This window comes from Bradyrhizobium barranii subsp. apii (genome assembly GCF_011516635.5).
GTDB lineage: Bacteria > Pseudomonadota > Alphaproteobacteria > Rhizobiales > Xanthobacteraceae > Bradyrhizobium > Bradyrhizobium barranii.
Map to the genome: position 1 here is coordinate 9,541,462 of NZ_CP096255.1, position 12,390 is coordinate 9,553,851.

At 63.2% G+C, this 12,390-nt stretch carries 8 protein-coding genes and 2 pseudogenes; 8 read left to right on the forward strand and 2 right to left on the reverse strand.

The window, feature by feature from the left end; genetic code table 11:
* Window positions 1–143 precede the first annotated feature (143 nt).
* Both HAP41_RS45470 and HAP41_RS45475 read right to left on the reverse strand, forming a co-directional pair.
* A complete protein-coding gene (locus HAP41_RS45470; protein WP_166071869.1) occupies window positions 144–1,070 on the reverse strand; it encodes a response regulator in 927 nt (308 codons plus the stop codon).
* Entirely contained in the window at window positions 1,054–4,425 is a 3,372-nt protein-coding gene (locus HAP41_RS45475; protein ID WP_166071861.1) for a hybrid sensor histidine kinase/response regulator, read from the reverse strand. Before HAP41_RS45475 ends, HAP41_RS45470 begins: the two co-directional genes overlap by 17 nt.
* Before the next feature lie 169 nt (window positions 4,426–4,594).
* Between HAP41_RS45475 and urtA the strand changes: the two are divergent.
* The 8 genes and pseudogenes from urtA to HAP41_RS45515 all read left to right on the forward strand — a co-directional run bounded on the left by urtA (window position 4,595) and on the right by HAP41_RS45515 (window position 12,379).
* Window positions 4,595–5,855 (forward strand): annotated as a pseudogene (gene urtA / locus HAP41_RS45480) (urea ABC transporter substrate-binding protein).
* Between the two features lie 130 nt (window positions 5,856–5,985).
* Complete coding sequence (urtB, locus tag HAP41_RS45485; RefSeq protein WP_166071798.1) at window positions 5,986–6,912, forward strand: urea ABC transporter permease subunit UrtB; 927 nt, start codon at window positions 5,986–5,988, stop codon at window positions 6,910–6,912.
* Window positions 6,913–6,930: 18 nt separating this feature from the next.
* Window positions 6,931–8,031: pseudogene (urtC, locus tag HAP41_RS45490) on the forward strand (urea ABC transporter permease subunit UrtC).
* A gap of 64 nt (window positions 8,032–8,095) precedes the next feature.
* Complete coding sequence (gene urtD / locus HAP41_RS45495; protein WP_085404023.1) at window positions 8,096–8,851, forward strand: urea ABC transporter ATP-binding protein UrtD; 756 nt, start codon at window positions 8,096–8,098, stop codon at window positions 8,849–8,851.
* Between the two features lie 12 nt (window positions 8,852–8,863).
* On the forward strand, window positions 8,864–9,553 hold the full coding sequence (gene urtE / locus HAP41_RS45500; RefSeq protein WP_166071789.1) for an urea ABC transporter ATP-binding subunit UrtE: 690 nt from the start codon (window positions 8,864–8,866) through the stop codon (window positions 9,551–9,553).
* Window positions 9,554–9,581: 28 nt separating this feature from the next.
* Entirely contained in the window at window positions 9,582–10,811 is a 1,230-nt protein-coding gene (gene fmdA, locus HAP41_RS45505) for a formamidase (RefSeq protein WP_166071782.1), read from the forward strand.
* A 94-nt stretch (window positions 10,812–10,905) separates the two neighbouring features.
* Window positions 10,906–11,283, forward strand: a complete 378-nt coding sequence (locus HAP41_RS45510; protein ID WP_085404020.1) for an FmdB family zinc ribbon protein — start codon at window positions 10,906–10,908, stop codon at window positions 11,281–11,283.
* A 55-nt stretch (window positions 11,284–11,338) separates the two neighbouring features.
* Complete coding sequence (locus HAP41_RS45515) at window positions 11,339–12,379, forward strand: aliphatic amidase (RefSeq protein WP_063979998.1); 1,041 nt, start codon at window positions 11,339–11,341, stop codon at window positions 12,377–12,379.
* The last annotated feature ends 11 nt before the right edge of the window (window positions 12,380–12,390 follow it).

Here is a 12,390-nt window from a genome sequence, read left to right on the forward strand (position 1 = left end):
TCCCAGGCAGTGGTCATAGGGCTGGCTGGTCACTCCGAGTCTTCGCCAAACCACTTCCTGTGATTATGGGTCCCGGGCTCGCTTCGCGCCCCGGGACGACACTTTTGTTGGGCGAACTGCGTCTCAACTCATTTGCAGTGCTGCTACGAATTCCTTCTCTTCGCATTCGTTGCAATCGCGGCCGCCGCAGTCCTATTCTCCACGCCGAGCTTGGCGTAGATCTGCTCCAGGTGCTTGTCGACGGTGCGCGGGCTCAAGCCCAGGATCTGCGCGATGTCGCGGTTGGTCTTGCCCTTGCTGAGCCAGGCCAGCACTTCGCCCTCGCGGGTGGTGAGGCCGAGCTCGCTGGTGAATTCGGGCGGCAGCGCCGTGCCGGACTCCTTGGACAGCCGCAGCAGGAATTCGTTCGGCGCGGTTTCGCCCATGTAGTAGAGCCGCAGTTGCGGATTGTCGGGCAGGGGAGCTGCCTGCGACTTCGAGCTGCCCTTGTCCTTCGCCTGCTCCAGCCATTGCAGGAGTGGTGGCGGCAGGACGAAGTCGTCGGTCTGCGCGCCATGATGATCGGCCAGCAGTTTTTGCGCCTGCGGGGTGGCCCAAAGGATGTGGCCCTGGCGGTTGACCGCGAACAGGAAGCGGCCGGAGACGTCGAGCGCGGCGCGCGCGCTCTGGGTCAAGCGGGCGTTGCCGAGATGGACACGGATGCGCGCCAGCATCTCCTCGATCACAATCGGTTTTGTCACGTAGTCGACGCCGCCGGCCTCCAGCCCGCGCACGATGTGCTCGGTCTCCGCAAGGCCCGTCATGAAGATCACGGGCACGTTGGCAACGCCCGCGTCGCGTTTGAGCCGGCGGCAGGTCTCGAATCCGTCCATGCCGGGCATCACGGCGTCCAGCAGCACGATGTCGGGCGTGATCTGGTCGAAGATGCGCATCGCGGCCGCGCCGTCGAGCGCCACCATCACCGTCATCCCGGCGCCGTCGAGCGCATCGGTGAGCAGCCGCAGCGTCTCCGGGGAGTCATCGACAACGAGCGCGACATCGCGCTTCCTCGACTCAATGCTCATGCGCATGCAACGTCTTCAATGTGGCCATGTACCGGTCGAGATCGAAGCGGTCGACGAGCGACCGCATTTCCGCGACGAAGTCGGCATGCTCGGGGTGCTCGCTGCCGATCTCGTCCAGCTTCAACTGGATGCCCTTGACGTAGCCGATCTGGCCCAGCCCCATCAGCGCCTCGATGTGCCGCACCGGTGGCCTTGATCCGCTCTCGAGCCGCCAGAACGGCACCGCGATCTGGTCCGAGCCGTACTGCCATTCGATCTTCAGGAGTTGGCGGATCGTCTCCAGCAGCCGCGGGATGTCGATCGGCTTCATCAGATAGCCGTCGTGGAAGGGCTGTGCCAGCGGCGTGCCGTGAGCCTCCAGTGCGCTCGCCGACACCATCAGGATGCGCGCCTGGTGATGGCCGCTCGTGCGCAAGGCCTCCGCGACGGCCCAGCCGTCCATGGCAGGCATCGAGATGTCGAGCAGGAACAGGTCGGGCCGGCAATGCTGCGCCAGCGCGAGGCATCCTGGCCCATCGGGTGCACTGAGCAGGATGAAGCCGAGCGGCGCCAGCACCTCGCGCAGGAGGTCGCGATGCACGGGGTCGTCGTCGGTGATGAGGATGGTCTTGCGCGCGCCCCGATAGCCGGAGACCGGCGCCTCCACCGGCGCGATGCGCAGCGGATTGGCGACTTCCGACAGCAGGATCTTGACCTTGAAGGTGCTCCCGGCGCCAACCGTGCTCAGGACCTTGATGTCGCCGCCCATGACGCCGGCGAGCAGCCGGCTGATGGTCAGGCCCAGCCCGGTGCCGGTCTGCGGCTGCGAGACGCCGAGCGCGCCACGCTCGAAGGGCGCAAAGATGCGTTCGAGGTCGTCGCCCTGGATGCCGGGGCCGGTGTCGATCACCTCGAACTCGGCAACGGGGCTGCGGTAGTGCACGACGAACTGCACGCTGCCGGTCTGGGTGAACTTGATCGCGTTGGAGAGCAGATTGATCAGCACCTGGCGCAGCCGCTTCTCGTCGGCGTAGACCACGACCGGCAAATGCGCCGGCCGCCTGAACACGAAGTCGATGCCCTTGGCGGCCGCCTGGAGACGGAACATGCCGACGAGCTGGTCGAGGAATTCGCTCAGGCGCACCTCGTCGCGCGACAGATACAGCCGCCCCGCCTCGATCTTGGAAATATCCAGGATGCCGTCGATCAGGCCGGAGAGGTGATCGGCGCTGCGGCGAACCACGCGAACCTGGTCGCGCGGCTTGGTGCTGAGCGTCGCGTCCTGCTCCAGGAGCTGGGCATAGCCGCTGATCGCGTTCAGCGGCGAGCGTAACTCGTGGCTCAGGCCCACCACGTAGCGACTCTTGGCGAGGTTGGCGGATTCGGCGACCTCCTTGGCGCGCTGAAGCTCGGCGTCGGTGCGCTTGTGCGCGTCGATCTCCTGGATCAGCAGCGTCGTCTGCCGCCGCGTCTCGGCCTCGGCGGCGCGGCGGCTCTGCTGCGCCAGCACGAACAGCCAGGCCACCGCGCCGATGATGATGCTGAGCGAGAAGAACACCTTCCACAGCACGTTCGAGACAAGCATGTTCTCGCCAGGCACGCTCGCCGAGGTCTGAAGATAGATCAGTCCCAGCACCAGCGCGACGAGGCCGGCGGAGACCACGAACACGCCGATATAGTGGCCGAACTGCGAGTTGATCCGCCGGTAGATCGGTTCGGGAAGAATCTTGCCGAGCGCGTCGGCGAACTGCACCTGCGCGCGCGCATGCGGTTTGCAGAGGTCGTGGCAGCGTGCATCGAGCGAGCAGCACAGCGAGCAGATCGGGCCGGCGTAAGCGGGGCAGGACGTCATGTCCTCCGGCTCGAAACTGTGCTCGCAGATACAGCACTGGATCGACTCGATGTTGGCCCAGCTCCGCTTCGGCTTGCGCGCGATGTAGTACTTTCCGTCGGTGAGCCAGGCGATGACCGGCGCGGTGACGAAGGCAACCGTCAGCGCGACGAAGGCGGCGAGCGCCTTCATGGTCGGGCCGAACAGGCCGTAAAACGCCGCGATCGAGACGATGGTCGCGATCGTCATGGCGCCGACACCGACCGGATTGATGTCGTAGAGATGGGCGCGCTTGAACTCCATCTGCGGCGGGCGCAGGCCAAGCGGCTTGTTGACGACGAGATCGGCGACGAGCGCGCCGACCCAGGCGATCGCGACGTTGGAATAGAGCGCCAGCGTCTGCTCCAGCGCCTTGTAGACGCCGATCTCCATCAACAGCAGCGCCACCATCACGTTGAACACCAGCCAGACCACCCGGCCGGGATGGCTGTGCGTCAGACGCGAGAAGAAGTTCGACCAGGCGATCGAGCCGGCATAGGCATTGGTGACGTTGATCTTGAGCTGCGACAGGATCACGAACATGCCGGTGAGCGCCAGCGCCAGGTCCGGCTGCGACAGCACGTAGCGAAACGCTTCGAGATACATGTGCGCGGGCTCGGCCGCCAGCTCGCCCGAGAGGCCGTGGCTCAGCGCGAAGAAGGCGAGAAACGAGCCCAGCAACAATTTCAGTGCGCCGAAGATGATCCAGCCCGGGCCCGCGATCAGCAGGGCGATCCACCACGACGTTCGCGACGTGCGGCGGTCGCGCGGCAGAAACCGGAGGAAGTCGACCTGCTCGCCGATCTGCGCCACCAGCGAGAACACCACCGAGGATGCGACACCGAACAGCAGCAGATCGAAATGTCCGCTCGGGTCGCCATGCTCGCCGGCGAACTTGCGCCACTCCGTGAACGAGTAGGGGTTGGCCCAGGCGATCGCGGCAAAGGGCAGGATGTGCAGGATGATCCAGATCGGCTGCGTCCAGAGCTGGAAGCGGCTGATCAGCGTGATGCCGTAGGTCACGAGCGGAATGATCGCCACCGCGCTGATGAGGTAGCCGATCGGGCGCGGAATGCCGAAGCACATCTCCAGCGCCGTTGCCAGGATCACCGCCTCGATGGCGAAGAAGATGAAGGTGAAGGATGCGTAGATCAACGAGGTGACGGTCGAGCCGATATAGCCGAAGCCGGCGCCGCGGGTGAGCAGGTCAATGTCGATGCCGCATTTGGCTGCGTAATAGGCAATCGGCACGCCGCAGAAGAAGATGATGATGGAGACGACGAGGATCGCGGCGCTGGCGTTGGTGACGCCGTAGTTCAGCGTGATGGTGCCGCCGATCGCTTCCAGCGCCAGGAAGGAGATGGCGCCGAGTGCAGTGTTGGCGACACGGGCGGCAGACCAGCGGCGCGCGCTCTTGGCGGTGAAGCGCAGCGCGTAGTCTTCCAGCGTCTGGTTGGCGACCCACTGGTTGTACTGGCGCCTGACGCGGTCTATTCGCTGCCGCCCTGCCACTCGTTACCCCACTCCCGATACGTCCCAGAGCCCTCGCAAATTCCGTACCAGAAGCCTACGTCGGTATTTTGCGGTGCAGTATACGCGATCTTGCGTATGCTTGCGCTGCACAAATTCGAGCCATCCTCACGGCACCAATCGCGTGTCCTCGAACAAAAGTGGGGTGCTCATGTCAGACGAAGCAAACAAGGGCCTGTTGTCGCCGCTCCGGCGCAAACTATTGATGGGAATGGCCGCCGTGCCGGCCATCACGATGCTGCCGCGGGCGTCTTTCGCGCAGGCACCGGCGACCTCGGCGGTCAACACCACGGGCCTGGCAGTCACCGACACCGAGGTGACGGTCGGCATCCTGCACTCGGCGACCGGCACCATGGCCATCTCCGAGACCGGCTCGATCGAGGCCGAAAAGCTCGCTATCGAGCAGATCAACGCCATGGGCGGCGTGCTCGGGCGCAAGATCAAGTTCATCCAGGAAGACGGCGCCAGCGACTGGCCGACCTTTGCGGAAAAGGCCAAGAAGCTGCTCGTCAACGACAAGGTCGCGGCGATCATGGGCTGCTGGACCTCCGCATCCCGCAAGGCCGTGCTGCCGGTTATGGAGCAGTACAACGGCATGCTCTACTACCCGACCTTCTACGAAGGCCTCGAGCAGTCCAAGAACGTGATCTACACCGGCCAGGAAGCGACCCAGCAGATTCTCTGCCGGCCTGAACTGGATCGCCAAGGAAAAGGGCGCCAAGTCGTTCTTCTTCATCGGCTCTGACTACATCTGGCCGCGCACCTCGAACAAGATCGCGCGCAAGCACGTCGAGAACGTGCTGAAGGGCAAGGTCGTCGGCGAGGAGTATTATCCGCTCGGTAACACCCAGTTCAATTCGGTCATCAACAAGATCAAGCTGACCAAGCCCGACGTGATCTTCACCGACGTCGTCGGCGGCTCGAACGTCGCGTTCTACAAGCAGCTCAAGGCCGCCGGCATCGACCTTTCCAAGCAGGCGCTGCTCACCATCTCGGTGACCGAAGACGAGATCGACGGCATCGGCGGCGAGAACATCGCGGGCGCCTATGCCTGCATGAAGTACTTCCAGTCGCTCGATAATCCCAACAACAAGACCTTCGTGCCCGCGTTCAAGAAGATGTGGGGCGAGAAGACCGTGATCGGAGACGTCACCCAGGCTGCCTATCTCGGCCCGTGGCTGTGGAAGTTGACGGTGGAGAAGGCGGGCTCCTTCGACGTCGACAAGATCGCGGCGGCATCGCCCGGCGTCGAGTTCAAGGGTGCGCCGGAAGGCTATGTGCGCATCCACGAAAACCATCACCTCTGGTCGAAGACCCGGGTGGGGCGCGCCAAGCTCGATGGTCAGTTCGAGCTGATCTACGAGACCGCCGATCTCGTCGAGCCGGATCCGTTCCCCAAGGGTTACCAGTAAGTCGCGACGTCGCTCGCGCCTTTCCTCAACACCAAGCCTCTCCCTGGCGTGGACAGCAAATCCACGCCCAAGACCCCCGCGTCGCGAACCTGCTCGCGACGCGGGACCTTATCCCTGACGGAGGACATCGATGTTCGGCGACTATTCGCTTGGTGATCTTGGCTCCATCTTCGTCATGCAGGGGTTTGCAGGACTGATCCTGTTCTCAGTCTACGTCCTGAGGGCGCTTGGGCTTGCGATCATCTTCGGCCAGATGGGCGTCATCAACATGGCCTATGGCGAGTTCATGATCCTCGGGGCCTACGTCACTTGGATGACCTCGAATTTCTTCCAGGCCTATTTGCCGAGCCTGTTCAGCGGCTACTTCTTCCTGGCGATGATCCTGGCCTTCGTCGCATCCGGCGCGCTGGGAATGCTGGTGGAGTGGGTGCTGATACGGCATCTCTACAAGCGCCCGCTCGACACGCTGCTTGCGACCTGGGGCCTCAGCCTGATGCTGCAGCAGGCCTATCGTTCCGTGTTCGGCGCGCGCGAGGTCGGCGTCGAGCTGCCGCAATGGATGCTCGGCTCGCTGCACGTCACCGACAGCATCGAGGTGCCGATCAACGGCGTCTTCGTGATGTGCCTCACTTTGCTGATCACCATCGGCGTCGCCTATGTCATGTACAAGTCGCGCTGGGGCCGCCAGGTCCGCGCCGTCGTGCAGAACCGCATCATGGCCGGAGCCGTCGGCATCAACACCGAAAAGGTCGATCGCTACACCTTCGGTCTCGGTTGCGGCATCGCCGGTGTCGCCGGCAGCGCCTTTACGATGATCGGCTCGACCGGGCCAACCTCCGGGCAGCTCTACATCGTCGATACGTTCCTGGTGGTCGTGTTCGGCGGCGCCGCCAGTTTGATCGGCACCATCGCCTCGGCCTTCTCGATCTCGCAGACGCAATCGACCCTCGAGTTCTTCATGTCGGGCTCGATGGCGAAAGTGCTGACGCTGCTCGCGGTTGTCGGAATCCTGATGCTGCGGCCGCAAGGGCTGTTCGCCCTCAAGGTCCGCAAGTGAGAAACTGGGGCTGATGCAATGACCGACAATCGCTTCTTCAATCGATCGGAGTTCATCGGAATTCTGGTGCTCGCGGTCTTCCTGGTGGTAGTTCTGCCGCTTACGCTCGACGTCTTCAGGCTCAATCTGGTCGCGAAATACCTGACCTATGCCTTCGTCGCGCTGGGGCTGGTGATCTGCTGGGGTTATGGCGGCATTCTGAGCCTCGGTCAGGGCGTGTTCTTCGGGCTCGGCGGCTACTGCATGGCGATGTTCCTCAAGCTCGAGGCATCGAGCGTGGAGAACACCAAGATCCAGTCGACGCCGGGTATCCCCGATTTCATGGACTGGAATCAGATCACCGCGCTGCCGCTGTTCTGGAAGCCATTCAGCAGCCTCACCTTCACGATCGCCGCCATCATTCTCGTGCCTGGCATCTTCGCCCTCATCATCGGCACCGCGATGTTCAAGCGCCGGGTCGGCGGCACCTACTTCGCCATCATCACCCAGGCGGTCGCGGCCATCCTCACGATTCTGATCGTGGGACAGCAGGGCTATACCGGCGGCATCAACGGCATGACCGATCTGCGGACGTTGAAGGGCTGGACATCCGGCCCGACCATGCCAAGATCGTGCTGTACTTCTTCGAAGTGGGACTGCTGTTCGTCTGCATCATGATCGCGCAGTTCGTCCGGCACTCCAAGCTCGGGCGCATCCTGGTCGCGATGCGCGAGAAGGAGGACCGGGTCCGTTTCTCTCGCTGCCGTGTTCGCCGCGATCGGCGGCGCCATGTTCGCGCTCAATGTCGGTTTCATGTCGCCGTCCTTCGTCGGCATCGTGCCGTCGATCGAAATGGTGATCTACACCGCGGTCGGCGGCCGACTTTCGATCCTTGGCGCGGTCTACGGCACGCTGCTGGTCAACTTCGCCAAGACCAGCCTGTCGGAAACTTTTCCCGAATTGTGGCTGTTCGGCCTCGGCGGGTTGTTCATCGCCGTGGTCCTGGCCTTCCCGAACGGTCTCGCCGGGATCTGGGGCGACTACGTGCAGCCGCGCATCGATCGCCTGATCTCGTCGCGCAAACCGAAACCTGAAGGGTGGACCGACAGCTCGGTCGCCGACGGCGCCCCGGCGGAGTGAGGAGATCATCATGCTCGTAGGTCACCACGATGCCGATGCCACGCTGGCAGTGAGGAGATAGATCATGCTCGTCGGTCATCAGCCCAAGGAATTCCTGCTCGCCGTTGAGGCGCTGACCGTGTCGTTCGACGGGTTCAAGGCGGTCAACGATCTCTCGTTCTACGTCGACGAGAACGAGATCCGCGTCATCATCGGCCCCAACGGCGCCGGCAAGACCACCGTGCTCGACCTGATCTGCGGCAAGACCAAAGCAACGTCGGGTTCGATCCAGTTCCGTGGCAAGGAGCTGACGCGGATGAAGGAGAACGAGATCGTCAAGACGGGCGTCGGCCGCAAATTCCAGAACCCCTCGATCTACGACGATCTCACGGTGTTCGAGAATCTGGAGATCTCCTATCCGCGCGGCCGCTCGGTATTCGGCGCACTGACCTTCACCCGCGACGCCGCCGTGCGCGACCGGGTGCACGAAGTCGCCGAAATGATCTTCCTGAAGGACCGGCTCAACGTGAACGCCGATCTGCTCAGCCACGGCCAGAAGCAGTGGCTCGAGATCGGCATGCTGCTGATCCAGGATCCGGATCTGCTGATGCTGGACGAGCCCGTCGCCGGCATGAGCGTGTCCGAGCGTACCAAGACCGCCGAGCTGCTCAACCGTATCATCAAGAACCGCTCGGTGCTGGTGATCGAGCACGACATGAAGTTCGTCGAGGACATCGCGCACAAGGTCACCGTGCTTCACCAGGGCCAGATCCTCTCGGAGGGCACCATGGAGAAGGTGAAGAACGACCCCAAGGTCGTCGAAGTCTATCTGGGCCATTAAGGAGACGCGACGATGCTGGCTATTTCCGATCTTCACGTCGCCTACGGCCAGAGCGAGGTGCTGCACGGGCTCAACGTCAAGGTCGCGCCCAACGAGATCGTTGCGATCATGGGCCGCAACGGCATGGGCAAGACCACGCTGATGAAGTCGCTGATGGGCATCCTCCCCGCCAAAAGCGGCTCGGTGACCATGGACGGTGCCGAGCTCGGCGGCTTGCCGAGCTACGAGCGCGTCGCCAAGGGCCTCTCCTATGTGCCGCAGGGCCGCATGATCTTCTCGACCATGACGGTGAAGGAGAACATCGAGACCGGCCTCGTCGTCTCCGGCGGGACCGAAGTGCCGGCCGACATCTACGAATTGTTCCCGGTGCTGCTGGAAATGAAGGGCCGCCGCGGCGGCAATCTCTCCGGCGGCCAGCAGCAACAGCTCGCCATCGCCCGCGCGCTCGCGACCAAGCCGAAGGTGTTGCTGCTGGACGAACCGACCGAAGGCATCCAGCCGTCGATCATCAAGGACATGGCGCGCACCCTGAAGCGCATCCGCGACGAAAAGGGGCTCTCGATCGTGGTGTCGGAGCAGGTCTTGAGCTTCGCGCTCGACATCGCCGACCGCGTGCTGGTGATCGAGAACGGCGAGATCGTGCGCGACGATCCGCGCGACGCCGTCGATGCCGCGCAAGTCTCGAAATATCTGTCCGTCTAACCAACCGCAGTAAAAGGGGAGCATCTCGATGCCAGAGACACTGATCAAGGTCGATCTCACCAAATCGGCTTACGATAATGACATGGTGCACAACCGCTGGCACCCCGACATCCCGATCGTGGCCTGGGTCAATCCCGGCGACGACTTCATCATCGAGACCTATGACTGGACCGGCGGCTTCATCAAGAACAACGATTCCGCCGACGACGTGCGCGACATCGATCTCTCGATCGTGCATTTCCTGTCCGGCCCGATCGGTGTCAAGGGCGCCGAGCCCGGTGATCTCCTCGTCGTCGATCTGCTCGACGTCGGCCCGATGAAGGAGAACCTGTGGGGCTTCAACGGCTTCTTCTCCAAACAGAACGGCGGCGGCTTCCTGACCGATCATTTCCCGCTGGCGCAGAAGTCGATCTGGGACATCAAGGGTCTCTACACCTCGTCGCGTCACGTGCCCGGCGTCAACTTCGCCGGCCTGATCCATCCCGGCCTGATCGGCTGTCTGCCCGATCCGAAGATGCTGGAGACCTGGAACAAGCGTGAGGCCGAGCTGATCTCGACCAACCCGACCCGCGTGCCGGGCCTCGCCAATCCGCCATTCGCGCCGACCGCTCATGGCGGCCGCGCCAAGGGCGACGTCAAAGCCAAGATCGGCGCCGAAGGCGCGCGCACCGTGCCGCCGCGCGAACACGGCGGCAACTGCGACATCAAGGACCTCTCGCGCGGTTCGAAAATCTACTTCCCTGTCTACGTGCCGGGCGCCGGCCTCTCGATGGGTGACCTGCACTTCAGCCAGGGCGACGGCGAGATCACCTTCTGTGGCGCCATCGAGATGGCCGGCTGGCTGCATCTGAAGGTCGAGGTGATCAAGGACGGCATGGCGAAGTACGGCATCAAGAACCCGATCTTCAAGCCGTCGCCGATCACGCCGAACTACAAGGACTATCTGATCTTCGAGGGCATCTCGGTCGACGAGCAGGGCAAGCAGCACTATCTCGACGTCCACATCGCCTATCGCCAGGCCTGCCTCAACGCGATCGAGTATCTGAAGAAGTTCGGCTACTCCGGCGCCCAGGCCTATTCGATCCTCGGCACCGCGCCGTGCCAGGGCCACATCTCCGGCGTGGTCGACGTTCCCAATGCCTGCGCCACGCTATGGCTGCCGACCGAGATCTTCGACTTCGACGTGAAGCCGTCGGCGGCAGGACCCATCAAGCACATCACCGGCGATATCCAGATGCCGATCTCGCCGGACAAATAGTCTCCCTGCGCGACGGGATGCGGGACGGCGCGACTTTGCCGCCCCGCATCCGCCGCGGGAATTCTCTCACAGGCAACAGCGTAGGGATGATGCGATGCCGGTCTATGAATATCTCTGTGACGATTGCGGGCCGTTCAAGGACCTGCGCCCGATGGCGGAATGCGATGATCCGCAAAGCTGTCCGCACTGCGAGACGATGGCGCCGCGGGTGATCCTGACCGCGCCGAATTTCTTCTGCATGCCCGCGGAGAAGCGCAAGGCTCACGCCGTCAACGAGCGCAGCACGCATGCGCCGCAGACGCTCGCGCAATACAAGGCCTCGCACGGTCCCGGCTGCGGCTGCTGTTCGTCGGGCAAGACCGTGAAGGACAAGAGCTCGACGGACAAGACAAAGCCCGCGCGGCTGATGACCAAGACCAGGAGCGGCGCCAAGGGCTTTCCGACCGCGCGGCCCTGGATGATCAGCCACTGACTCAGTCGCTTGATCGGTCGAAACCTCAAACAAATAAAAGTCAGGAGCGCTCAACATGCTTCACGGTGACATTTCCAGCAGCAACGACACCGTCGGCGTCGCGGTGGTCAACTACAAGATGCCCCGCCTGCACACCAAGGCCGAGGTGCTCGACAACGCGCGCAAGATCGCGGACATGCTGGTGGGCATGAAGGCCGGCCTGCCCGGCATGGACCTGGTGATCTTCCCGGAATACTCGACCCAGGGCATCATGTACGACTCCAAGGAGATGTACGAGACGGCCTCGGCGGTGCCCGGTGAAGAGACCGCGATCTTCGCGGAGGCCTGCCGCAAGGCCAAGGTCTGGGGCGTGTTCTCGCTGACCGGTGAACGCCACGAGGAGCATCCGCACAAGGCGCCCTACAACACCTTGATCCTGATGAACGACAAGGGTGAGATCGTCCAGAAGTACCGCAAGATCATGCCATGGGTGCCGATCGAGGGCTGGTATCCCGGCAATTGCACCTATGTCTCCGACGGCCCGAAAGGGATGAAGGTCAGCCTGATCATCTGCGACGACGGCAATTTTCCGGAGATCTGGCGCGACTGCGCCATGAAGGGCGCCGAGCTGATCGTGCGCTGCCAGGGCTACATGTATCCGGCCAAGGAGCAGCAGGTCATGATCTCCAAGGCGATGGCGTGGGCCAACAACGTCTATGTCGCCGTCGCCAACGCCGCCGGATTCGACGGCGTCTATTCCTATTTCGGTCACTCCGCGATCATCGGCTTCGACGGCCGGACGCTCGGCGAGTGCGGCGAGGAGGACTACGGCATCCAATATGCCCAGCTGTCGAAACATCTGATCCGCGATGCGCGCCGCAACGGCCAGTCGCAGAACCATCTCTACAAGCTGGTCCACCGCGGCTACACCGGCATGATCAATTCCGGCGAAAGCCCGCGCGGCGTGGCGGCCTGCCCCTATGATTTCTACAAGAACTGGATCGCCGATCCGGAAGGGACGCGGGACATGGTCGAGGCGATGACCCGCTCGACGCCGGGGACGGAGGAATGTCCGATCGACGGCATCCCGAATGGGTCGGCGGCGAGCAATTACTGAGCTATTGCGGA

Bases quoted from the DNA above. Each gene is read 5' to 3' on its own strand.
- fmdA (WP_166071782.1), top strand. From the start codon at position 9,582: ATGCCAGAGACACTGATCAAGGTCGATCTCACCAAATCGGCTTACGAT.
- HAP41_RS45470 (WP_166071869.1), bottom strand. From the start codon at position 1,070: ATGCGCATGAGCATTGAGTCGAGGAAGCGCGATGTCGCGCTCGTTGTC.
- HAP41_RS45515 (WP_063979998.1), top strand. From the start codon at position 11,339: ATGCTTCACGGTGACATTTCCAGCAGCAACGACACCGTCGGCGTCGCG.
- urtB (WP_166071798.1), top strand. From the start codon at position 5,986: ATGTTCGGCGACTATTCGCTTGGTGATCTTGGCTCCATCTTCGTCATG.
- urtD (WP_085404023.1), top strand. From the start codon at position 8,096: ATGCTCGTCGGTCATCAGCCCAAGGAATTCCTGCTCGCCGTTGAGGCG.
- HAP41_RS45510 (WP_085404020.1), top strand. From the start codon at position 10,906: ATGCCGGTCTATGAATATCTCTGTGACGATTGCGGGCCGTTCAAGGAC.
- urtE (WP_166071789.1), top strand. From the start codon at position 8,864: ATGCTGGCTATTTCCGATCTTCACGTCGCCTACGGCCAGAGCGAGGTG.